This is a genomic window from Flavobacterium gillisiae, from assembly GCF_900107635.1.
In the GTDB taxonomy this organism is placed as follows: domain Bacteria; phylum Bacteroidota; class Bacteroidia; order Flavobacteriales; family Flavobacteriaceae; genus Flavobacterium; species Flavobacterium gillisiae.
In genome coordinates this window covers 65,881-87,774 of the sequence record NZ_FNRD01000001.1, presented here as the reverse complement: position 1 = coordinate 87,774, position 21,894 = coordinate 65,881, and the positions used below count along the sequence as shown (strand labels likewise).

The window sequence follows — 21,894 nt, the reverse complement described above, 5'->3', positions numbered from 1 at the left end:
CTATATTCTCTCTTCTCTCAAACTCAAAAATATGATAATTATATCCAGTCCAATATCGGAACCAAATGAAATTAACCTTATTAATTCTCTTTTTCAAGAAGGAATGGAACTGTTTCATGTTCGGAAACCAGATTTTACTGCAGAAGAAATACAGTCTTTTGTTACTGCTATTGGATTGGAATATAGAAAACAATTGGTTTTACAAAGTCACCATCATTTAGCGAAAGCCTTAGGAATTCATCGCATTCATTTTATGGAAAGTAGTAGAATTACTCAAAAAGAATCTGAATTAAAAAGATATAAAGAATCGGGGTTAATCTTATCGACTTCGGTACACTCTATTGATGATTTCAATGATTTGCAAAATGATTTCGACTATGCTTTTTTGAGTCCAGTTTACGAAAGTATTTCGAAACAAAACTACAAACCCAAAACCGACTTATTCGAGCAAATAAATAAAAGAACAAATCATACAACAAAGCTCATTGCTTTAGGCGGAATTTCCGATGAAAACATAAAATTCATATTAACAAATGGCTTTCATGACGTGGCGCTTTTAGGAACAATATGGAATCAAAACAACTCAATAGAAAATTTTAAAATATGTCAAAAAATCGCCCTTTCGTGCTAAGCATCGCTGGCTTTGATCCTTCTGGAGGAGCAGGTGTTTTGGCAGATTGTAAAACATTTGAACAGCATCAGGTTTATGGCTTTGCCATCATCACGGCAAACACAATTCAAACAGAAAATGAGTTTGCTAAAATAGAATGGACTGACCTTAACTTTGTTTTAGAATCGGTAGAAAAACTATTTGCAAATTATACAATAAAGGCAGTAAAAATTGGAATCGTTCCTTCTTTACACTACTTAAATGAGCTAGTTTCTATAATAAAAAGTCTTTCGCCAGAAACAACAATTATTTGGGACACTATTTTGAAATCCTCAACTGGGTTTGATTTTCTAGCTACCGAAAACCAAGTTCTTTTAACTGAAATCCTCCAACAAGTAGATTTGATTACACCGAACTATAATGAGATTGTAAAATTAGCCACGTCATCAGCAACTGCTGATAAAATTGCAGAAAATCTTTCGCAATACTGCAGTGTATTACTAAAAGGAGGACATAATCCTGTAGCGATCGGCATTGATTATTTACATATAGAAGACCGCTTTTTTAGACTTAAACCAACAAACGTTTTGGCTTTTGAAAAACACGGTTCTGGCTGCGTACTATCGGCTTCAATAGTTGCTAATATCGCTTTAGATCAAAATATACTTACTGCTTGCAAGAATGCTAAAATCTATATTGAAAACTACTTACTATCTAACCACACAAAACTAGGGTATCATTATGTTTAACAAATTACAATACATTTCCCAAGGAAACACTGTTGACGAGCAATTGAATAATATTCATCAAGCTTTAGACAACGGATGTAAATGGGTTCAAGTTCGGTTTAAAAATCATTTTTCGGATGATGCATTTACTTTGGCGGAAACCGTAAAAATACTCTGCGAAGAATATTTGGCAAATTTTATTATTAATGATAATGTCTATCTCGCACAGCAAATTGCAGCCGATGGTGTACACCTTGGGATAGACGATATGTCTATCAGTGAAGCCCGAACTATTCTAGGAGACACCAAAATTATTGGAGCTACAGCAAATACATTCGAAGACATTCAAAATCACATTCAAAATGGCTGTGATTATATTGGTTTAGGTCCTTTTAAATTCACTACAACCAAGGGGAATCTGAGTCCAATATTAGGTCTTGAAGGCTATCGTACAATCATGGAAAAAATGCAAGAAAACGGACTCACAACACCCGTTTATGCAATAGGTGGAATCACATTAGACGATGTGGAGCAGATACTACAAACTGGAATTTATGGGATTGCCGTTTCAGGCTTAATCACTCAAGCAACAAACAAGAAAAAAACAATCAAACAACTAAAAAATGACTTACATGGAAGCATCATTGTTTAAAATAGGCGATAAGATATTGCATTCTCGTTTGTTTTTAGGAACAGGGAAATTTGGTTCTAATCAGCAAATGGAGGAGGCAATTTTAGCTTCAGGAAGTGAATTAGTGACTGTCGCCCTCAAGCGGATTGACCTTGAAACAGACACTGATGCTATTTTATCTCACTTAAAGCATCCAAATATCAATTTATTACCCAATACTTCAGGAGCTAGAAATGCGAAAGAGGCCATTTTTGCAGCGCAACTCGCCAGAGAAGCTTTGGAAACCAATTGGTTAAAACTCGAAATCCATCCTGATCCAAGATATTTAATGCCTGACGCAATTGAAACTTTGAGAGCGACCGAAGAATTGGCTAAACTTGGTTTTATTGTTTTACCCTACATTCATGCGGATCCTGTTTTGTGTAAACGATTAGAAGATGTAGGAACTGCGGCTGTGATGCCTTTGGGTTCGCCAATAGGGAGTAATAAAGGATTAAAAACAATTGATTTCCTTGAGATTATTATCGAACAAAGCAAAGTTCCTGTAATCATCGATGCGGGAATTGGAGCACCATCAGACGCAGCAAAAGCAATGGAATTAGGTGCAGATGCTGTTCTAGTGAACACAGCGATTGCCGTTGCTGGAAATCCGAGATTAATGGCCGAAGCTTTTAAGGAAGCAGTAATTGCAGGACGAAAAGCGTATGAAGCAAGATTAGGACAACAGTATAAACACGCCATGGCTTCTAGTCCGTTGACGGCGTTTTTAACGATGTAAAATATTTTTATTAGCACGCAGATTAAAAAAATTCTAGCAGGTTGAAAAATAATATATTGATATTTAATACTTTAAAAAAAATAACAAAAATTATTTGGTAGGGAATCAGTACTTTTAATAAAATATAAATTTTTAAAAATGACCGAAAACGACATATCATTCAAAATCAGAGGTGCTATTTTTAAGGTTTACAATACACTCGGACCAGGTTTATTTGAATCTGTTTATGAAAGTGCATTATATTATGAATTAACTAAAATGGAATTAAAAGTTGATAGACAACTAGAAATCAATATCCCTTACGAAGACATCATTTTAGATGTTGCTTTTAGAATTGATTTATTAGTTGAAAACAAAGTAATCATTGAATTAAAATCTGTCGAAGACTTAGCACCTATTCATTATAAACAAATTACAAATTATTTAAAACTAACTGATAAAAGACTTGGGATACTTGTCAATTTTAACACAGTAACAATTTTAAAGGACATTAAACGAGTAGCAAATAAGCTATAAAAAAATCTGCGTAAATCTGTAAAATCTGCGTGCAACAAAAAAATACAGTATATAAAAAACAAAATGACAACATTCAAATCTACTTTCGAAAAATATAATTGGGACGAAATCCAATCAAAAATTTACGCTAGTACTTCAAAGCAAGTTGAGCAAGTACTGGCTAAATCCAAAAGAAATCTAGATGACTTTTTAGTATTGATTTCACCTGCCGCACAACCTTATTTAGAACAAATGGCGCAAGAATGCCATGAACTGACTAAGAAGCGTTTTGGCAAAACCATTCAGATGTATGCGCCTTTGTACTTAAGTAACGAATGCCAGAACATTTGTACCTATTGCGGTTTTAGTTTGGATAACAAAATTAAACGCAAGACTTTGATGGATTCAGAGATTGAACAAGAAGTGGCCGCTTTGAAATACTTGGGTTTTGATCATGTTTTATTAGTTGCTGGAGAAGCAAATTATACGGTGAATATCAATTATTTCCTGAATGCAATCGAGGTCATAAAAAATGATTTTTCAACAATTTCTATTGAAGTGCAACCGCTTTCACAAGAAGAATACGAACGTTTGCATGAAGTGGGAGTTTATTCAGTGTTGGTATATCAAGAAACCTATCATCAGGAAGTATACAAAAAATACCATACGAAAGGGAAGAAGTCCAATTTTGATTTTCGGTTAGACACTCCAGACAGGATTGGGAAAGCCGGTATTCACAAAATAGGATTGGGTGTTTTACTTGGATTAGAAGACTGGCGTACCGATAGTTTTTTTAATGCCTTACATCTAGATTATTTACAAAAAGCCTATTGGCAAACAAAGTACTCCGTTTCCTTCCCGAGATTACGACCTGCCGAAGGAACGGTTCCTCCTAACTTTATTATGGATGATAAAGATTTGACCCAACTCATTTGTGCGTACCGTCTTTGGAATGAAGATTTAGAAATTTCAATTTCGACTCGGGAAAACGAGAAATTCAGAAACAACATTATTCCTATTGGAACGACAAGTATGAGTGCGGGTTCAAAAACAAATCCTGGTGGCTATGTGGTCGATCCACAATCACTGGAACAATTTGAAATTAGCGACGAGCGCTCCGTATCGGAGATTGCTGATATTATTACCAAGAATGGATATGAACCGGTTTGGAAGGATTGGGACAAGAACTACAAATGATTTTTGATTTTTGATTAACGATTTTTGATTGCAGATCGTTGGTGACAGCGGTCGTAGTGACATATGATTGAATAAAACCGCGATAAGAAAACTAAAAAACACACTAATTACTTAAGTCCATTCACTAAGAACTATATACTTAAGGACTTTTTCACTAAGGACTAACCAACTATTTATTAAGACATAAACATGAGCGTTATACAAGATTTTTTACGTTACAATAGACAAGTTATTTTACCCGAGATTGGTGATGAAGGACAAGCAAAATTAAAAAGTGCCAAGGTACTTGTAATTGGTGCTGGCGGTTTGAGCTGCCCTGTTTTGCAATATATCAGTACGGCAGGCGTGGGAACAATTGGTATTATTGATTTTGATCTTATCGAAATTCATAACCTACACCGTCAAATTTTATACACTGAAGACCAAGTGGGTTTGCCAAAAGCTATAACTGCAAAAGCCGCAGTCGAAAAATTAAATCCATTGATTGAAGTTTTGGCTTTTGAAGAGAAGCTGACCATTGAAAATGCGTCCTATATCATTTCTCAATTTGATATTGTGGTTGATGGTTCCGATAATTTTGGGACGCGTTACTTGGTTAATGATACTTGTGTGGCTTTGAGTAAAACATTGGTTTATGGAAGTATTCTAGGTTTTGAAGGGCAGCTTGCCGTTTTTAACCATCAAGGAAGTAAAAATTTACGCGATTTATTTCCGGAACCGCCTAATCCTAAAGATGTGCCTAATTGTAGTTTTAATGGCGTCCTAGGGACTTTACCAGGAATGATTGGCACGATGATGGCACATGAAACTTTGAAACTAATTATTGGGTTGCCAAGTTTAAGAAATGAATTGGTTTTATTTAAAACTTTAGATTGGAGTTTTACCAAACTGAATTTTTAAAACTCTAAAACATCTCCAACAGTTATTATTCCTGGATTTTGACAAACAATATTTACACCAAACAATATCGAGTTATTTACTGTTCTATAGGTGTTTAAAGTACGTAAAGGTTCTTTTGTAATCCGACTTGTTTCTGGGTTATTATTTACCATGATACATCGACCACAAGGTTTTACATTTTGAAAATGTACTTTTCCAATTTGAAATTGGTCAAAAGAATCCTCTTCATGCGCAGTTGTACTTGAAATTACGATATTTGGGCGAAATCTTTCTATACCTATTTTGTCTTTCAGTTTTTCATTTAAATTATTTAAACTTTCACTTCCCACTAATAAATACGGATAACCATCGGCTAAACTTACATTAAACGTTGTATTGAGTTTTGTACTTTTATGTTTTCTATCGCCGTTATTTATAATTTTCACCAATTTACATGTAAAACCTAGTTGGTTACTAAACCATTCAGATGAAGATTTGTTTACTTCAACTACGATGGACTCATCATCCCAAACAGTAACAGCAATAAGATTTGCAAGACTTTCATCTATATAAAAGGAATGTGTTTTTCCAAGATTTGTAACTTCAATTTTATCATCAATTATTTTTGGATAAAACTGACTTAAAACTGGGTGTTCTCGTTGTGTTATTAACTGATTTTCTCCGTCAATGAGCATCCATCTTCGGTCGTATTCAAAACCCATTTCTTCCGCTTTTGCACTTTGAACACTTATACCAGCAAGGCTTTTTATTGGATAAACAAACAACTCCTTTACAATATGAGTACTTTTCATGATTGGTCTTTTTTTAATAATTCCATAAAATCGATTCTATCAATTTCGCGGCATCCTAAACTTTCTAGATGTGGGTTATAGACTTGGCAATCTAACAGTTTGTAATCATTTTGCTGCAAGTATTTTACTAAGGTAATAAATGCAACTTTAGAAGCATTCGAAACTTTTGAGAACATGCTTTCGCCACAGAAAACATGACCTAAATCAATGCCATACAACCCACCTACTAATTCGTCATTTTGCCAAACTTCGATTGACTTTGCTATACCTAATTCGTTGAGTTTACAATACGCCTCAATCATATCATTAGTAATCCAAGTTCCGTTTTGTCCATCACGTTTTATTTGCTGACAGTGAGCCATTACATCTCTAAAATTTTGATTGAATGTTATGGTAAAAGTATTTCTATTTAGGATATTTCGCATACTTTTAGAAATTACTAACTCATCTAGAAACAAAACCATTCGCGGATTAGGCGACCACCAGGTAATGGGCTCTCCATCTTCAAACCAAGGAAAAATACCGCTTTTATAAGCTAATTGAAGACGCTCCGAAGACAAGTCTCCTCCAAGGGCAACGATACCATGCGACTTAGTTTCAGAAACTGGAGGAAAAAACAACTCTTGAGATAAATAAAACATGATTTTAAACTTAAATATAAAACTAACTACTAAATTTGAAACAACTTATTTATTTTGAATATTTTAAAAATGAAAAAATTATCAACCCTTTTTCTTTTAGTGCTGTTTATTTCACAAATGTACGGTCAAAAAATTGATAGTTTAGCAATCAATAAAAAACTATCTTATAAGAACTTTATTGTACCAGCAGCTGTTTTGACCGGTGGTATCTTCCTATTAAATTCTAGTCAAAATAATAGTATCCAAGAAAAATCAAATGCTTTTTTTGGAATTGGGTTTAATTCTAAAATAGACAACTTTACGCCTTTGGTTCCAGTGGCTCAAATATACGCTGGAAGATACATTGGGTTCCAACCTAAAAATACAGTTTTACACCAAACAGTCGATATTGTTATTGCTAATTCTTTAACGTTAGCCGTTGTACAAATCACTAAAAATTTAGTAAAAGAGGAAAGACCGGATGCATCAAACAATCTTAGTTTTCCTTCGGGGCATACTGCCATTGCCTTTACCAATGCAGCATTGTTATTTCAAGAATATAAAGATTCCAATTTTTGGTACGCTAGTAGTGGTTTTATATTTGCAACAACTACAGGAATCTTACGAATTGCAAATAACAAGCATTATTCATCTGATGTATTAGCAGGAGCCGGAATTGGATTGCTTTCCGGAATTATAGTCTCTAATTACAATCCTTTCCAGTCCATTAAATTTGGCCGAAAGAAAAGCAGCTCAGCGTTTGTATATCCCCAATTCGGAAAAACTAACGGTTTAGGAATTCTTATACAACCCAATTTCTAAACTTATATAAAACAAAAAAGCCTTGATTAAATCAAGGCTTTTTCTATGCTGTACTATAAATTAAAAAGGCAAATCATCTGGTTCGTCTTCATTTAAGTTTGTTGCCGGAGCAAAAGTTTGAGCAGTAGGCATAGGCGCTGAAGGCGCTTGAGGCTCAACTCCTGCTTTCTCAATTCTCCATCCTTGTATGCTATTGAAATATTTAGTTTCTCCTTGTGGATTAACCCATTCTCTACCTCTTAAATTGATTGAAACCTTTACTGGCTCACCAACTGCATAGTTGTTTAATAAATCACATTTATCTTGAGTAAACTCAATCATAATATGTTGAGGATATTGCTCTTCTGTTGTAACAACTAATTCTCTCTTTTTAAACGCGGCACTAATTTGTTGTTCCGGATTAACAACTTTAATTTTTCCTGTAACTTCCATCTTCGTTATTTTAATTGTTATTTACTCTTGTTTTTGGGCCAGAAGTACTTTCCATGCGGTAAGAACATCGTCTTCATCTAGATATTTTTTAGCCTCTAAATGTAGCTTATCCTGATCATCAGAGCTTAAAACTCCTTTCACAGAAAAATTCTGTTTTACAAATATACTAACTTCTTCTGGGGTAGGCAAGGCTTCTATGTTTCCTAATTTACCTAAATCATTCCCATCAAAAATATGGCTTTCCTTAACGTGACGCGGAATTACATCTACTCCAATTCCAAGCGTCGATAAAGGCTTAGGCACCTCAAACAAACCTTGATTGGATCGCGAATACCAATTACCACCTAACCTGGAAACTAGATCAATTTTATACTGATCAATCGCCCCGTTAGCATCTAAAACCGCTTCGTTAATATGAATTCGTACCACTTCACAAAGGATTAAATTTCCAGCTCCACCTTCACTTCCTAATGGAATTATCTGATTCACTTTACACTCAAATTGTACAGGTGACTCCTTTACGCGAAATGGCTTTACGACATCAGAAGGAACTTGCGTTAATCCTGATTTTAAAAACTCATTTACACCATCAGCATATTCTGTGCTTGCAAGAGACGTTTGCTGTACCATATCAAAATTCACGACATTAATAACCACTTCTCCTGTTGCTTCACAATTAATTAAAGTGTGTTTAACCGAATTATCGCGCACGCGTCTTGCTGGAGAGAAAACAAGAATAGGCGGATTCGCGCTAAAAACATTAAAAAAGCTGAAAGGAGATACATTTGGATTTCCATTTTTATCGATGGTGCTTGCAAAAGCAATGGGCCTAGGTCCTACAGAACCTTGAAGATATCCTTGCAACTTAGCTGTTTCTATACTTTTTGGATCAATGCTAATCATACTATTTTATTTTCACTTAATTAGTTCCTCGATTTACAAAAGTAAGTAATTGGTTTAAGTTTAAAAAGAGAGCGTCCTCTTATTTAATCCCAAAAAACATTCCCATAAAATATTTTTTTTTCTTTGTATTGAGAACTAAAATAATAGTGTTTATATTTCGTTATATTTATACCTCAAAATCTCGTTTATGCAGTTTTCTGAAAGAAAAAACACGACTCGTTGGATTATTATTTTTGTTTCATTTTTGATAATTTCACTGATTCTTTGGAATACCTATACCTTTTTTCAAATATTCAAAAATGAAGAGCGTTTAAAAATGAACCTTTGGGCAAAAGCTCAAAAAACACTTATTAATGCAGGAGAAAATACTGATGTTGAACTCCCTCTTCAAATTTTCAGTAACAACACTTCAATCCCCATTATCCTTACCGAAAATGATAGCATCATCAATACCGTTAATATCGACGAAGTAATTGTAGAAGACAATACCAGAGCGACTGCGTTTTTATCAGATTTAAAAAATGAAAATGATCCTATTGTAATTGAGTATGATCCTGGAAAATTTCAAAAGCTGTACTACGGAAATTCGGCATTATTGAATAAACTGAAATATTATCCCATCGCCTTATTACTCATTATTGTTTTATTTTCTGCCTTAGTCTACTATTTTTATCGAAGTACGAAAATAGCAACTCAAAATAAACTTTGGGCGGGAATGGCAAAAGAAACAGCGCATCAAATAGGCACGCCACTTTCTTCTTTAATAGGATGGGTCGAAATATTGAAATCGGAAAATGTGGATGAATCAACAACGATGGAAATTGAAAAAGATATTGAACGATTGCAAACGATTACAGATCGTTTTTCAAAAATTGGGTCTGAACCCATTCTAGAAAAAAAAGACATCGTAGAGGAGACATTGCAATCCTACAACTACCTTCAATCCCGATTTTCGAAACAAATTGAATTCACTTTCGAAGGCCCGAAATCACCCATTCTCATCATGCTCAACCCAACCTTACACAGTTGGACCATTGAAAATCTAGTTAAAAATGCCATTGACGCCATGAAAGGAAGAGGAAAACTGGCTTTAAAAATAGAACAAGACCACGACTCCGTAAAAATAAGTGTGACTGATAGCGGGAGCGGAATTCAGAAAAGCCAATTCAAAAGAGTCTTTGAACCAGGCTTTACCACTAAAAAAAGAGGTTGGGGACTAGGATTATCTTTGACAAAGAGGATTGTGGAAGAATACCACAAAGGGTCGATTAAAGTTTCCCGTTCTGAAATAGGAAAGGGCACAACAATGCAAATTTCGTATAAACTAAAATAATCAATCTCGTTTTTTAAAATTGCTTAGCATCATTCTTCTTCCAAGTGAGTTCTTACCTAAGTATTCATTTAAGAACTGGGATTCTTCTTCAGTTTGTATTAATGAAGTAGCTATTAGTCTTTTCAAATTAGATAGGCTACCAGTATTTTCACTCCCAACAATTCCAACCTTATAAGCGTCAGTTTCACATTTTTTGAACCTATCTTTCACATTCTGAATCATGCTTTTTAGCTGTTCATCAGACTGTTCCGGCTTCATTTTTTTAAACCTAAAAACAATAAAATCATTTAGAAACGTAATCGCTTCGTTGTAATCAGAATATAAAGTATTTAATTTTTCAATGTTTTTATTCTGAGTATAAATGGTGAAAGACTCTCTCTTGTATTTGTATTGCGTGATAATTAGATTATTAGTCAATCCATTTTTCTCAATTCGTTCTGAAGATTCAAATGCCTTATCAACTTCTGATAAAGAGTCATATTTTTCTATTTCTTTTTCGAAATCAAAATACTTACTTGCATCGCTACCCTTTGTTTTACCCTCAAAAAATTCTTTGCTATTGATAGGGGAATTTAAAAATTGCCACAGATAATCAAAAGGCATATGGGAAGTGATTAACTGCGCTGGCTGAACTTTAAAATACGAATTATTTATTCTTTTAGTAAAAACTCCCTTATTAACATATCCTGATCCCCAAGTAGGATCAAACAAATACCATTATATTGTCAATTTTAGCCGCACACCAAGCATGAGATAAAGTGGCGACCTTTCCGTCTTGTTTTGTGTACCCTTCAATTATATAACATTTTATCCCCAACTTATTTGAAATCTCATTAAAGACTTCTGCGTAATGAATACACACTCCCTTTTTTGTCTTTAAGGTGTTTTCGATTTTCTGTTGCGCGCTTAGACTATAATTTTGCTTAAGCATATTGGGAACATCATAACTGATATTCGAGGCCGTCCAGTAAAAAGCGGCGCGGATTTTCTCGTTTTCTGTTTTAAAATTAGAGTTTATGTAATTTGCGATTGCTTCAGTAGAAGCAGTTGAGCTGGCAGGAATAGCAGCTATTTTTTTATCAATCAAAGTATATCCAACATTGGCTTGACCGTAAATCAAAATCGAAAAAAAGACAGACAAAACTAAAAACAGATTTTTCATTTGAATTGTTCCATAAAAAAAACACGGATTTCACTACTGTACACTCAATATAAAATTGGTGTTACTTTGTGAAATCCGTGTTCTTTGAATTATAAATTATTTTGAATGCTGGTAGCCAATGCCTCAAATTCTTCCTTACTTAAAGAGACTTTATTTTGAAAACGCATTTCATCCATCTCGTTCAATGGAATCAAATGAACATGTGCATGAGGAACTTCCAGTCCTACGACGGCCATCCCTACCCTTTTGCAAGGAACTGTCTTTTCTAATGCTATAGCCACTTTTCTTGCAAAGTGCATTAACCCCAAATAATGGGCTTCATCCATATCAAAAATCTTATCGACTTCAAACTTCGGGACGCAAAGCGTATGCCCTTTTGCATTTGGATTTACATCCAAAAAAGCTAAATAATTATCGTCTTCCGCTATTTTATAACAAGGAATTTCTCCGTTTACGATTTTAGTGAATATTGAACTCATTTTTTTAAGGCTTTATTAAATTCCTCCCCCCTGCCCCCTCCGAAGGAGGGGGAGTCGATGCGGAAGTAGATTGTTGTTTAATTATAACTGTTTATCACTGACTGAATACTGATTGCTGAATACTGAATACTGAACACTACAAACTGAACACTGACCACTTCCTTAATCACGGGAAATCTCCATGATTTCAAATTGCAACACACCATTTGGCACTGTAATTTCGGCTATATCACCTACTTTTTTACCTAGTAATCCTTTTCCAATAGGGGAAGTAACTGATATTTTTCCAGTTTTCAAATCGGCTTCACTTTCAGCAACAAGTCTATATTTCAATTCCATTCCGTTAGATTGGTTCTTGATTTTTACGTTAGATAAAACCAAAACCTTAGAAACATCAAGATGCGTTTCATCAATTAGTCGCGCATTAGAGTGAACTTCTTCTAACTTAGCAATTCTCATCTCTAACATTCCTTGTGCTTCTTTTGCAGCATCGTACTCTGCATTCTCAGATAAATCACCTTTATCTCTTGCTTCAGCTATATCTGCAGATGCTTTTGGGCGCATCACACTTTTCAAATAATCTAATTCCTCTCTCAATTTCTTTAATCCTTCTGCCGTATAGTAAGATATTGCGCTCATAGTTTCATCGTTTATGTAAATAGAAAAAATCCCATCAGGACGGGATTTCTTTTCTCAAAGATACTTTTATTTTTTTAAGTCTATAATTAAATGTTAATCATATTTAATTCAAAGTTAAATAAATTAAATTTGTTTCGCTAATACTTTCAAATTATTTTAAATAATGAAAAAATACCTTATTCTACTCGTACTATTACCCCTCTTCTTTGCCTGTAGCGACAGTGGTTTTAACAATAAAAACCCCTATTTACCAAACTATACATTTACCATAGATATCAATATGAATTTGCCTGCCTATTCTAACCTTCAATATCCAAGTAATGCAGTCTATTATTCCGGCGTAGGAGTCAAAGGCATCTATATTTTCAATACTGGAAGTGGCTACAATGCTTTCGACGCTGCTTGTCCTAACCAAGCCTTAAGCTCTTGTTCTACTATGACCCTAAAAGGCATTAACGTAGTTTGTCCATGCGACAGCACAGAATACAGCTTGTTTACCGGTTTAAGTCAAACTGGATTACAATATCCTTTAAAACAATATCGAGTTGAAGTTAATGGAAATGTTTTGCGAGTTTATAATTAAAACCATAAAAGGCCTGAAAGCAAACGCTTTCAGGCCTTTTTAACACTACATATAAAAAACTAAAACTTCAATGTCAATCCTGCTAAGAAATTAATTCCTGCTTGTGGATAATATCCCGCTCCTTCAATTGTTGTAACTGCTGGTGGATTAGAGTAATCATCATCATAGGTATAGAAATACCCATTAGAAATGTATTTGTAATCAAAAATATTATTGACTAAAACAGAAAATACTATTGCTTTGAAAACTGACTTAGGTTTAATCTCATAGGAAGCATTCAAATCGTTAACAAAATAAGATTTCAATTTAGATCCTTCTGAGTCTATATTTCCCATATATTGCTCGCCAACAAACTTAGACAAAAACGATATTTGGAAATTAGTTACCGGTAAAAAAGTAATAGCATTCCCAACAATAATATCTGGAGAATAAGCAATATTTGTATTCCCTAAAGCGGTCAAAACTCCGTCTCTTGTAAAGTAGAAATCTTTGTTCTTATTTGTACTTAGAGTCACATTAGGTCTAATAAGCAAGTTATCCAATACTGCAATCGTAGCATCAAGCTCGAGACCTAAACGATAACTATCGCCGCTATTTTTACGAACAGGTGCACCTACGTCATCTAATGCTCCTGTAAGAATCAATTGATCTTTGTAGGCCATATAATAAATATTAGCATTGAATTTTACTTTCTCAGTAGTATGGCGCAATCCCAATTCAAAATCATTTAGCTTCTCTGGTCTTGGACTACCATTTTCATAATCGGTTCTGTTAGGCTCACGATTGGCTCTGGCATAAGAAAAATACAAAGCATTGTTAGTATTGATTTCAAAATTCAAACCTGCCTTTGGATTAAAGAAGTTGAAGTTGTCATTGACAATTCCAGTTTCGGCTCCATTAGCTTTATACTGTACGTTTCTCAATTGTAAATCGCCAAATAAACTTAGTTTATCAGTAATTTGATAATTGGCTTTCGCAAAAATGTTCCCATCTGTTTTAGTTGCATCATCACTATAATAACGATCTCCTAATTCGCTTGTTGAAGCATAACGTGCCCAAATTACTTTACCAAAATGAATTCCTTCATACTTGTTGTAACCACCGCCAAAAATCACATCTAGTTTTTCGCTTTTATAATTAGCCGAAAATGTAGTTCCGTAGAAATCATTATCCAACCATTTTTGACGAACTAAATCTGTTCTGTTAATTGTTGTTCCATTGATCACAACAGCAGTAAATCCATAAGCCGAGAATTTTGCGTTCTCTTTATAATTTTCATAATAACCTTTCCCTTTGGTATAATGGAAAGCTAAATTTGTGCTCCAGTTTGTTGACACCTTTTCATTCCAATGCAGTTGATAATGGTCTTGTTGGTAATTATCAGTTTCATTGTCATAAAAACGAGTTTTTCCAAACTCATCTGTATACATTCCAGCAGTATTGAAAGTCCGGTCGTTTTGTAGCAAATCCAAATCTTCTAAACCATTCCAAGACTGATAGGTTTTTTCTGTACCTCCAAAAGCCAATGCTTTAATCAAGGTCGTTTTCCCCACATAAGTTCCTTGTAAGAAATACGATTTCAAGTCAGAAGAAGCACGATCAATATACCCATCTGATTTTAAAGCAGAAAGACGTCCTGCCACTTCAAAATGATTGTCAATTAAACCAGTACTAAATTTAACCGTGTGTTTTCTGGTATTAAAACTCCCTGCAGAATTAGAGATTTCGCCATTACTTTCTTTAGCATAACTATCTGTAAGCATGTTTAGGCTTGCGCCAAAAGCACCAGATCCATTTGTTGATGTTCCTACACCGCGTTGCAACTGTAAACTCTCTATTGAAGAAGCAAAGTCGGGCATGTTTACCCAATAGGTCCCATGACTTTCAGAGTCATTATACGGAATTCCGTTGATTGTTACATTCACACGAGTAGCATCGCTACCACGAACACGAATGCCAGTATATCCTACTCCATTTCCAGCATCAGAAGTAGTGACCACTGACGGCAAATAATTCATCAAAATAGGAATGTCTTGTCCTAAATTTCGAGATTTGATATCCTTTTTATCTAAATTGCTAAAACTAACCGGTGTTTTTGTCGTTACTCGAACAGCCGAAACCAATACCTCATCTAGCTGATTAACGGAGGTAGTGTCTTTAACTTGTGCAAAAGAGAGAAAAGAAAATAGAGAAAAGAAAATAGACATCAAAAAAGGTACACTTTGTGTCTTTGTGCCTTTGTAGCGAGAAAAAATAAAAATAGAATTCATCCGTAAAAAAGATTACGAATAAAAGGGGGAATTATTCTTTTTGTTAAATTGATAAATGATTGTTTCCTACGGCAAAATAATAGCGTGCACTCTATAATTGTGTCGTTTTTTCCCTTAGCAACATTACTTGCTCAGGTTCGTTGGGTATGATCTCAGCTCGTTATTTAGAGCACCCCTTTGAGACGATGCAAATATAATCTTAAAAATTTCATAAATCAAACATGAAATTATAATTTAATACTCCCTTCTTTAAAAAACATTCTTTTACTCACACTAACAACTGATTTTTAAATATTTGCAAGTATCCTTTTTAATTCCAAACCCTTAAGTGGCTTATTAATATAGCCCTGCACAAAAGAATAGGCCATGGCTTTTTCCCTGTCTTCATCAGAGATTGAACTGGTAACAATAATTACTTTTAATTTATGCGAAACACTTTTTAAATTTTCTAATACTTGAAAACCGTCCATAACTGGCATATTTAAATCTAATAAAACCACCGTATCTTCTAACTCATTATGGTGATCGTAAATAAAATTAAAAGCGACATCAGACCTCACATAACTCGCTATCGCGCTGCTATCGAAATGTTTTTTAATTTCAAACTCAATTAAAAACAACATGATTTTATCGTCATCAATCAATATAAAATTTGGGGTCCTCATATTTAAAAATCTATTTTCACTGTTGTTCCTTTGCCTATTTCGCTTTTAATTTGAATTTTACCATTATAATTTTCAATAATCAACTTGGTTAAATACAACCCTATTCCACTCCCTGCCTTCTCATGATGGAAACGTTTAAAAGGTTTAAAAAGTTTTTCTTTCTGAAAATTAGAGTCAAACCCAATGCCATTATCTTTTATTATAATTGACCTAGTTTCTGAATCTATTTTAGTAGTAATCTCAATAAAACTTGTTATTTCTGGATTCTCTGAAGCATACTTAATAGCATTACTTACAATATTTAATAAAATACTCTTTAAATGAATATGAGCAATTAAAAAAGTAGGACACTCTGAAAAATCAGACTTTATCACTATCTGCTTTTCATCGATAAGATGTTTCAGTTGCAAAACTACATTTTTGAATACAGATTCAATACTTTGCTCTGTTATACTTTCCTGTAAAAAACTTTCTTTTTGTCTAATAATAGTTGTCAAACTATCTATTGTGTTTTTCATTAATTCAACACTAGAACTGGCATTCTCAATTAGTAGAGACTTAAACTCAGGGCCATCATCACCATTTTGTAAAAGATCCAGCAACCCCTCCAGATTAGTTAAAGGACTCCTCAAATCATGAGAAGCTATTAATGTCAATTGTTTTAATTCATTATTGTTTTCAATCAACTTTTTATCAGCTATGATCCTTCTTTTTAATTCTAAAATCAATTTTTGATTTTTATCGAATAAGTTTTTACTAACTTTATTAAGAATACGATTAAAAATTAACGACAAAACCATTATCATCAAAACCGAAATTAAAATTAAATTGACAGTACTTTTCTTCAAATCATCAAAATGAATTGAATTGTCATGTAAAACAAAAACGTTACCAAACTCTGCTTCATCAAAATCGATCAATGGTAATGATTTTGATAGATAGTCAATACCATTCAATTTTATAGAAGTTATTGCATTTGATTTTATTTTTGTTTCAATTATATCCTTAGAAATTTTCGTGTTTTTAGGAAGAGTTGACCATTCTAAAAACAAATTATCTTTCCCTTTTTTAAAGGAGCCAAAATTTTCAAGTTTATTTTTATTAAGTTTTAAATTCAATGGATTTACTTTAGAAAAAAAAAGAAAATCCATATGAGTCTGCTTAGCAATCTGTTCCAATATTTTATAAAAATCTTTCCCTACAACGATATACCCTACCACTTTTTGAGTAGTATCACGCACTGGCACAATTACTTTTAAACTAACATTCGAATAAACTCCTGAACCGATATGAAAAAAACTCGTTCCAGTACTAAGTGCTTTTTTATATATAAATTGTTGGGTTACTTTTTGCCCATATTCATTAGGGCGATGGCTTCTAAACCTAACAATTCCATCATTTGAGATAAAATTTAGCAAATCAGGCTTTAAGTCGAACTCCGTTGTTTTGAAATACGACTTTGAAACTTTTTGAAATAAATCACGGTCATTCATTTTAAATGCCCGCACCAAAGAATCATTTACACTTAACCTATCAATATACAATCCTAGACTTAATGCTTCAGATTGAATTTTATCTTTAAGCATAGTGTCAATATTTTCATATTCAAACGAGACCTCTTTTTGTATTACTTTTTTATGCAATACATAAATACTTATTAGAGATACTGATATAAATACAAAAGCAAACAAAAAAAAGGGGATAAAAATCGAGGTTTTAAGTGTCTTGATCTTTAATAATCTACTAAATATTTGCTTCAGCTTTCTTTTCATTTCTTTGTTTTAACGCTACGAATATAATTAAACGGTTCATTTTTAAATTACTAATTACACTGTAAAAAACAAAAACCACCTCTTTTTTCCTTTCTGGTTTTTCTAATTTAAGTTCGACTTGATGATCTTACCCTTACTAACCTTAGTTAGTCTAAATCTGGTTTTCGGCGATTTTGTTTAATTTGCGACACGTTTTTCTTGTTTTTAATCCTTTTTCGTATCGCAGATTTAGGGATTTTTGTTGCTTTTCTAATTTTCGGAACCTCCAAGCCTTTTTTGATGATTTCCAAAAAACGTTTGGTAACTATATCTTTGTTTCTGAGTTGGCTGCGATCTTCATCACAATTTAAAATCAAACTAAAATCCGTAGTTAATCTCGAAGACAAATTCACTTTCAGCAATTCTTTCTCTTCCTCGCTTAATCCTTGTGAATGTTCTACATCAAAAGTCAAGACAACTTTGGAAGAGACTTTGTTTACATTTTGCCCCCCAGCTCCGCTACTGCGAACCGCTTTATAATTAACTTCACTTATAATTTTCTGAATATCCATTTGGATTTAATTTACATATTGAGCAGCATTATTCTTGATGGGCATTTTTCAACAAATCATTTACCGTTTTAACTGGATTAAAAGTAAGCAAAGGAACTTCTATAAAAATAGTTAACCAATTAGCCATCGCACCATTCCATAGTCCTGGCAATTCATACCCTCTAATATTTATTCCAGAAGTAGTCTTTTTCACCAAAAAACCACTATTGTTGTTAATAAATTTAGTTAAATCGAATTTTTCATTCTTATAGTTTTTGATCCCGCATACTAAATCAACCGGATTAAAATGAGTCGCACTATTCAAAATACTACTTTGATTGCTATTATTTAAATCTATCTGAGATGTTTCTACTATTTGCAATGACACTTTATTATTTTCGTCTTTTACCCAGAATGGTCCTCCACCGGCTTCCCCTTCATTTTTAACCATTCCGCATACTCGTATCGGTCTATTCAAGGTGTTTTTAATAGCTGTAATTTGATTTTCAAATGTAAAAGAACCAAACTTTTCAGGCAATTTTACATTTAATTTATCCTCTAAAAAAGCAGCGATTTCATCCACTTTATTAGCATCTATTTTACTAGAGTCTATAACATTTAAATAGTCAAAAACTTGATTTTGTACTTCTAATAAAACCCCTGCCAACCCCTTTTTATACAAGGCTATTGCATCATTATTATGCAAGATTACATTATCAATATTCTTGATGAAAATAATATCTGCGTCTAGCGCATTAAGATTTTCAATTAAAGCACCGTGTCCCCCTGGTCTAAAAACTAAATCCCCTTTATTGTTTCTAAAAACAGCATTCGTTTCTTCTACAGCAATAGTATCAGTACTTTGTTTCTGATAGGAGTATGAAATATCTACTGAGTTTTTTGTCTCTGTCTCAACTCTTTCTAAAGTCTTTTTAATGATTTTTTGAAAGTCAGACTGATGCTCTTTTGAAACTGTAAAATGAAGATTCGATTTTCCGTTTGAACTGGCGTAATAACCGCACTCATACAAATGTTCTTCTATAGGAGAAGCGATATTTGCATAATATTTATGAAAAGGCAAAATCCCTTTTGGCTTATTAGCGAAATCAAAATATTGAGGATCTAATAGCATTTTTATAAAACAATAATTTTTATAATCTCTATCTAGGCTGTCAAAATTCGGGTAAACTTTCTTTAATTGTTCATCAACCGTCTTAAAAAAAGCAAACTTATTCATACCCACAATAAACACTGCTAAATCAGTGTCTTTTTTTCTATTGATGTAGGCGTTTATTGTCTCCGCTCCTATTTTAAAATCAGACAAAAAGACCGACAAAAATTTAAACATTCTACTAGCAGCACCTGAAGCAGGAACAAACTTTAGTAATTTGAACTTCGATTTCTCTTTATCAAAAAAAGCGGCTTTTTCTGAAAATTCTTTCTCTGAAAATTTCACGATTCCGTTATTGAATGTAGCAGCTGAAATTAGTTGCATTTTAGGAATTCCGTTTTTAAAAATCGCTAATTGTCTTTTGATATTTTCGACTGGTATTCCATGCTGATAAATTTGAACAAAATCAAGCGAAGACAGACCCATTTCTTTGACCTTTGTCAAATCATCAATAATTGAAATTGCTTTTTCCAGTCGGAGATTCTTATCACCAGAAAGTGTTATAAATGGTTTGTTATTTTCAATCAATGATTTTTTAAACAACCCAAAAACAGCATCTCGCCCTTCGGCCCTATCTCTTAAATCATCTTTTTCCCATGGCACATCAATGTCGGTAAGAAAAAACAAATCATATTCATGTTCTTGGGCAGCTTTATCTAGTGCCGGGTCACAGTAGTTGTAATATACTTCTGAGAAAACCTTAGTTACCATTAAATTTGTATCACAGAACAAGTATGTGTCAGCAACTGCCTGACCGTCATTTTCCAATTTAGTTTGACCGTAAGCAATGGGCAGCATATCGTCAACATCACAAATTTGCTGCTGCATATCCCATTTTTTTTGTAAATAGTCCCTTGCAAATTCAGGAACCCAGGCCGTTTTATAGTGATCTGCAAGTTGTATTGCTAAAGTTGTTTTACCAGTACTTTCCGGTCCAAACATGGCAATTTTTATAATTGCAGATTGCTCTTGTTTAAGATTTTTCTCCATTCTAAATAGGCTGAAATAGCTAAAATTGTAAAAATTAAATATTGTAACGATAACATCCCCAATCCGCGATAAGCATACAAAGGTGTTACTATTATATCCCCAATAATCCAAAGGGTCCAGTTTTCTATTTTTTTATTGGCCATGTACCACATCCCCGTAAAAAATATTCCAGAGGCTATAATATCAATATAATTCTCTGTTTTTATTGTATAATCAAAAACCTTATAAATACCGAAAACTACAAAAATTGTAATAAAAAACAATCCTATACCTATTATTTTTTCTTTGGTGTTGGTTCTTGTAATTGGTAGGTTGTCGCTGTCTTCTGTTTTTCGAGACCATTTATACCAGCCATAAATACTCATTATGGTAAAATACCCATTAATCATCATATCCCCTAGATAACCCGCAATAAAAAGAAGGTATACCGAAATTATTGTTGCAACTAATCCGGTGGGGTATACTAAAATATTTTCCTGTCTGGCGTACCACACACTTAAAATCCCGAATACAAAGGCGATAAACTCCAGTATAATGTGGGCTGTAGAAACATCTTTGTATGCGTTTAGAAAAAACTCAATCATTGTTTATTTTCGATTAGGTGTTGTTTAGCCGCTTCAAAGAAATCAAAATCTCTTTCAAAAGCAGTTCCTATGACTACTACATCAGCTCCAGAATCATAGGCATTTTTAATTCCGAGTAAATCTACAATTCCGCCACCAACAATTAAAGGTATTTCAGTCTTTTTAGAGACTAAATCAATCATTTCAAGAGGAACTGACTGTTTCGCGCCGCTTCCTGCTTCAAGATAAATTAATTTATTACCTAGCATTTCGCCAGCTTCGGCCGTTGCAAGTACCAAATCTAAATTATTTCTATCCAAGGGTTTTGTTTGACTTACTCTTTCTACTGCAGTTTCGTTTCCACCATCTACTAAAATATACCCTGTTGAAATAATCTCGAGCTGAGTTTGTTTTAGAATTGGCGCTGCTTTTACCTGATGTCCTATTAAATAATCTGAATTTCTTCCTGATATCAAAGACAAGAATAAAATCGCATCGGCTTCTTTTGAAATTTGTGATGGATTACCTGGAAAGAGCACCATTGGCAAATTACTTTTTTGTTTTAATCGAATAATTAATTCATCAATTCTATTCGTTTCTACAAGGCTTCCGCCAATGAAAACATGAGTCGCGGGTGATTCATTAATTTTCGAAATCAGATTGTCTAAATTTTCCCAAACGATCTTGTCTGGATCAAGAAGAATAGCCAGTAACTTACGTTTTTCTGACTTCGCCTGACGCATCTGATCATATATAGTACTATCTTTATTTCTCATAATGAACGTAAAAGTAAAAGTTTTTTGAAAACGAGTACTACTTTGATAAAGTTT

General features: G+C 33.5%; 25 protein-coding genes. 10 read left to right on the top strand and 15 right to left on the bottom strand.

What is annotated here, in order from left to right:
- Positions 1–31 precede the first annotated feature (31 nt).
- From BLV35_RS00430 to BLV35_RS00400, 7 genes are all read left to right on the top strand, one after another.
- Positions 32–631, top strand: coding sequence for a thiamine phosphate synthase (locus BLV35_RS00430; RefSeq protein ID WP_091083078.1), 600 nt, complete (start codon positions 32–34; stop codon positions 629–631).
- Complete coding sequence (locus BLV35_RS00425) at positions 604–1,359, top strand: hydroxymethylpyrimidine/phosphomethylpyrimidine kinase (RefSeq protein ID WP_091083075.1); 756 nt, start codon at positions 604–606, stop codon at positions 1,357–1,359. Before BLV35_RS00430 ends, BLV35_RS00425 begins: the two co-directional genes overlap by 28 nt.
- Positions 1,352–1,990, top strand: a complete 639-nt coding sequence (locus tag BLV35_RS00420; RefSeq protein WP_091083074.1) for a thiamine phosphate synthase — start codon at positions 1,352–1,354, stop codon at positions 1,988–1,990. Before BLV35_RS00425 ends, BLV35_RS00420 begins: the two co-directional genes overlap by 8 nt.
- Positions 1,971–2,747, top strand: a complete 777-nt coding sequence (locus BLV35_RS00415) for a thiazole synthase (protein WP_091083072.1) — start codon at positions 1,971–1,973, stop codon at positions 2,745–2,747. Before BLV35_RS00420 ends, BLV35_RS00415 begins: the two co-directional genes overlap by 20 nt.
- Before the next feature lie 138 nt (positions 2,748–2,885).
- Positions 2,886–3,263, top strand: a complete 378-nt coding sequence (locus BLV35_RS00410; protein ID WP_091083069.1) for a GxxExxY protein — start codon at positions 2,886–2,888, stop codon at positions 3,261–3,263.
- A gap of 63 nt (positions 3,264–3,326) precedes the next feature.
- Positions 3,327–4,439 (top strand): 2-iminoacetate synthase ThiH, encoded by a 1,113-nt coding sequence (thiH, locus tag BLV35_RS00405; protein WP_091083065.1) that lies wholly within the window; start codon positions 3,327–3,329, stop codon positions 4,437–4,439.
- Positions 4,440–4,628: 189 nt separating this feature from the next.
- A complete protein-coding gene (locus BLV35_RS00400) occupies positions 4,629–5,339 on the top strand; it encodes a HesA/MoeB/ThiF family protein (protein ID WP_091083061.1) in 711 nt (236 codons plus the stop codon).
- On the opposite strand, the gene BLV35_RS00395 is transcribed toward BLV35_RS00400, so the two are convergent.
- Entirely contained in the window at positions 5,336–6,130 is a 795-nt protein-coding gene (locus tag BLV35_RS00395) for an MOSC domain-containing protein (RefSeq protein WP_091083058.1), read from the bottom strand. The two genes, BLV35_RS00400 and BLV35_RS00395, sit on opposite strands and share 4 nt — an antisense overlap.
- Positions 6,127–6,771, bottom strand: a complete 645-nt coding sequence (gene aat, locus BLV35_RS00390) for a leucyl/phenylalanyl-tRNA--protein transferase (RefSeq protein WP_091083054.1) — start codon at positions 6,769–6,771, stop codon at positions 6,127–6,129. Before aat ends, BLV35_RS00395 begins: the two co-directional genes overlap by 4 nt.
- A gap of 69 nt (positions 6,772–6,840) precedes the next feature.
- Here aat and BLV35_RS00385 point away from each other — a divergent pair, with 69 nt between their 5' ends.
- Entirely contained in the window at positions 6,841–7,572 is a 732-nt protein-coding gene (locus BLV35_RS00385; RefSeq protein ID WP_245711989.1) for a phosphatase PAP2 family protein, read from the top strand.
- A gap of 60 nt (positions 7,573–7,632) precedes the next feature.
- On the opposite strand, the gene BLV35_RS00380 is transcribed toward BLV35_RS00385, so the two are convergent.
- Both BLV35_RS00380 and BLV35_RS00375 read right to left on the bottom strand, forming a co-directional pair.
- Positions 7,633–8,004: a DUF3127 domain-containing protein gene (locus BLV35_RS00380; RefSeq protein ID WP_091083051.1), complete on the bottom strand. Its 372-nt coding sequence runs from the start codon at positions 8,002–8,004 to the stop codon at positions 7,633–7,635.
- 21 nt (positions 8,005–8,025) lie between these two features.
- Positions 8,026–8,907, bottom strand: a complete 882-nt coding sequence (locus tag BLV35_RS00375; protein WP_091083048.1) for a flavin reductase family protein — start codon at positions 8,905–8,907, stop codon at positions 8,026–8,028.
- A 187-nt stretch (positions 8,908–9,094) separates the two neighbouring features.
- Here BLV35_RS00375 and BLV35_RS00370 point away from each other — a divergent pair, with 187 nt between their 5' ends.
- Positions 9,095–10,240: a sensor histidine kinase gene (locus tag BLV35_RS00370; RefSeq protein WP_091083045.1), complete on the top strand. Its 1,146-nt coding sequence runs from the start codon at positions 9,095–9,097 to the stop codon at positions 10,238–10,240.
- Here BLV35_RS00370 and BLV35_RS00365 read toward each other — a convergent pair whose 3' ends face one another.
- From BLV35_RS00365 to greA, 4 genes are all read right to left on the bottom strand, one after another.
- The gene (locus tag BLV35_RS00365; protein ID WP_091083041.1) at positions 10,241–10,951 is read right to left on the bottom strand and encodes a hypothetical protein; all 711 of its coding nucleotides are present in this window, start codon (positions 10,949–10,951) and stop codon (positions 10,241–10,243) included.
- Positions 10,944–11,402 carry a transglutaminase domain-containing protein gene (locus BLV35_RS00360; protein WP_091083038.1) on the bottom strand — a complete coding sequence of 153 codons (459 nt, stop codon included), beginning with the start codon at positions 11,400–11,402 and terminating at the stop codon, positions 10,944–10,946. The genes BLV35_RS00365 and BLV35_RS00360 overlap by 8 nt, the downstream gene beginning before the upstream one ends.
- An 89-nt stretch (positions 11,403–11,491) precedes the next feature.
- Complete coding sequence (locus BLV35_RS00355) at positions 11,492–11,881, bottom strand: HIT family protein (RefSeq protein ID WP_091083035.1); 390 nt, start codon at positions 11,879–11,881, stop codon at positions 11,492–11,494.
- Between the two features lie 162 nt (positions 11,882–12,043).
- The gene (greA, locus tag BLV35_RS00350) at positions 12,044–12,520 is read right to left on the bottom strand and encodes a transcription elongation factor GreA (RefSeq protein WP_091083031.1); all 477 of its coding nucleotides are present in this window, start codon (positions 12,518–12,520) and stop codon (positions 12,044–12,046) included.
- A 163-nt stretch (positions 12,521–12,683) separates the two neighbouring features.
- Here greA and BLV35_RS00345 point away from each other — a divergent pair, with 163 nt between their 5' ends.
- The gene (locus tag BLV35_RS00345) at positions 12,684–13,103 is read left to right on the top strand and encodes a Rieske (2Fe-2S) protein (RefSeq protein ID WP_091083029.1); all 420 of its coding nucleotides are present in this window, start codon (positions 12,684–12,686) and stop codon (positions 13,101–13,103) included.
- Positions 13,104–13,162: 59 nt separating this feature from the next.
- On the opposite strand, the gene BLV35_RS00340 is transcribed toward BLV35_RS00345, so the two are convergent.
- From BLV35_RS00340 to BLV35_RS00310, 7 genes are all read right to left on the bottom strand, one after another.
- Positions 13,163–15,373, bottom strand: a complete 2,211-nt coding sequence (locus tag BLV35_RS00340) for a TonB-dependent receptor (RefSeq protein ID WP_091083025.1) — start codon at positions 15,371–15,373, stop codon at positions 13,163–13,165.
- Between the two features lie 287 nt (positions 15,374–15,660).
- Positions 15,661–16,038, bottom strand: coding sequence for a response regulator (locus BLV35_RS00335; protein WP_091083022.1), 378 nt, complete (start codon positions 16,036–16,038; stop codon positions 15,661–15,663).
- Positions 16,039–16,040: 2 nt separating this feature from the next.
- Positions 16,041–17,810 carry a sensor histidine kinase gene (locus tag BLV35_RS00330; RefSeq protein WP_091083019.1) on the bottom strand — a complete coding sequence of 590 codons (1,770 nt, stop codon included), beginning with the start codon at positions 17,808–17,810 and terminating at the stop codon, positions 16,041–16,043.
- Positions 17,811–17,956: 146 nt separating this feature from the next.
- Complete coding sequence (gene arfB, locus BLV35_RS00325; protein WP_091083017.1) at positions 17,957–18,361, bottom strand: alternative ribosome rescue aminoacyl-tRNA hydrolase ArfB; 405 nt, start codon at positions 18,359–18,361, stop codon at positions 17,957–17,959.
- 28 nt (positions 18,362–18,389) lie between these two features.
- Entirely contained in the window at positions 18,390–20,501 is a 2,112-nt protein-coding gene (locus BLV35_RS00320) for a DUF4301 family protein (RefSeq protein WP_091083014.1), read from the bottom strand.
- A complete protein-coding gene (gene pnuC, locus BLV35_RS00315; RefSeq protein ID WP_091083012.1) occupies positions 20,462–21,085 on the bottom strand; it encodes a nicotinamide riboside transporter PnuC in 624 nt (207 codons plus the stop codon). The genes BLV35_RS00320 and pnuC overlap by 40 nt, the downstream gene beginning before the upstream one ends.
- Positions 21,082–21,840 carry a phosphoglycerol geranylgeranyltransferase gene (locus tag BLV35_RS00310; protein ID WP_091083010.1) on the bottom strand — a complete coding sequence of 253 codons (759 nt, stop codon included), beginning with the start codon at positions 21,838–21,840 and terminating at the stop codon, positions 21,082–21,084. Before BLV35_RS00310 ends, pnuC begins: the two co-directional genes overlap by 4 nt.
- Positions 21,841–21,894 lie beyond the last annotated feature (54 nt).

Bases quoted from the DNA above. Each gene is read 5' to 3' on its own strand.
- BLV35_RS00430 (WP_091083078.1), top strand. From the start codon at position 32: ATGATAATTATATCCAGTCCAATATCGGAACCAAATGAAATTAACCTT.
- BLV35_RS00425 (WP_091083075.1), top strand. From the start codon at position 604: ATGTCAAAAAATCGCCCTTTCGTGCTAAGCATCGCTGGCTTTGATCCT.
- BLV35_RS00420 (WP_091083074.1), top strand. From the start codon at position 1,352: ATGTTTAACAAATTACAATACATTTCCCAAGGAAACACTGTTGACGAG.
- BLV35_RS00415 (WP_091083072.1), top strand. From the start codon at position 1,971: ATGGAAGCATCATTGTTTAAAATAGGCGATAAGATATTGCATTCTCGT.
- BLV35_RS00410 (WP_091083069.1), top strand. From the start codon at position 2,886: ATGACCGAAAACGACATATCATTCAAAATCAGAGGTGCTATTTTTAAG.
- thiH (WP_091083065.1), top strand. From the start codon at position 3,327: ATGACAACATTCAAATCTACTTTCGAAAAATATAATTGGGACGAAATC.
- BLV35_RS00400 (WP_091083061.1), top strand. From the start codon at position 4,629: ATGAGCGTTATACAAGATTTTTTACGTTACAATAGACAAGTTATTTTA.
- BLV35_RS00395 (WP_091083058.1), bottom strand. From the start codon at position 6,130: ATGAAAAGTACTCATATTGTAAAGGAGTTGTTTGTTTATCCAATAAAA.
- aat (WP_091083054.1), bottom strand. From the start codon at position 6,771: ATGTTTTATTTATCTCAAGAGTTGTTTTTTCCTCCAGTTTCTGAAACT.
- BLV35_RS00385 (WP_245711989.1), top strand. From the start codon at position 6,841: ATGAAAAAATTATCAACCCTTTTTCTTTTAGTGCTGTTTATTTCACAA.
- BLV35_RS00380 (WP_091083051.1), bottom strand. From the start codon at position 8,004: ATGGAAGTTACAGGAAAAATTAAAGTTGTTAATCCGGAACAACAAATT.
- BLV35_RS00375 (WP_091083048.1), bottom strand. From the start codon at position 8,907: ATGATTAGCATTGATCCAAAAAGTATAGAAACAGCTAAGTTGCAAGGA.
- BLV35_RS00370 (WP_091083045.1), top strand. From the start codon at position 9,095: ATGCAGTTTTCTGAAAGAAAAAACACGACTCGTTGGATTATTATTTTT.
- BLV35_RS00360 (WP_091083038.1), bottom strand. From the start codon at position 11,402: ATGAAAAATCTGTTTTTAGTTTTGTCTGTCTTTTTTTCGATTTTGATT.
- BLV35_RS00355 (WP_091083035.1), bottom strand. From the start codon at position 11,881: ATGAGTTCAATATTCACTAAAATCGTAAACGGAGAAATTCCTTGTTAT.
- greA (WP_091083031.1), bottom strand. From the start codon at position 12,520: ATGAGCGCAATATCTTACTATACGGCAGAAGGATTAAAGAAATTGAGA.
- BLV35_RS00345 (WP_091083029.1), top strand. From the start codon at position 12,684: ATGAAAAAATACCTTATTCTACTCGTACTATTACCCCTCTTCTTTGCC.
- BLV35_RS00340 (WP_091083025.1), bottom strand. From the start codon at position 15,373: ATGAATTCTATTTTTATTTTTTCTCGCTACAAAGGCACAAAGACACAA.
- BLV35_RS00335 (WP_091083022.1), bottom strand. From the start codon at position 16,038: ATGAGGACCCCAAATTTTATATTGATTGATGACGATAAAATCATGTTG.
- BLV35_RS00330 (WP_091083019.1), bottom strand. From the start codon at position 17,810: ATGAAAAGAAAGCTGAAGCAAATATTTAGTAGATTATTAAAGATCAAG.
- arfB (WP_091083017.1), bottom strand. From the start codon at position 18,361: ATGGATATTCAGAAAATTATAAGTGAAGTTAATTATAAAGCGGTTCGC.
- BLV35_RS00320 (WP_091083014.1), bottom strand. From the start codon at position 20,501: ATGGAGAAAAATCTTAAACAAGAGCAATCTGCAATTATAAAAATTGCC.
- pnuC (WP_091083012.1), bottom strand. From the start codon at position 21,085: ATGATTGAGTTTTTTCTAAACGCATACAAAGATGTTTCTACAGCCCAC.
- BLV35_RS00310 (WP_091083010.1), bottom strand. From the start codon at position 21,840: ATGAGAAATAAAGATAGTACTATATATGATCAGATGCGTCAGGCGAAG.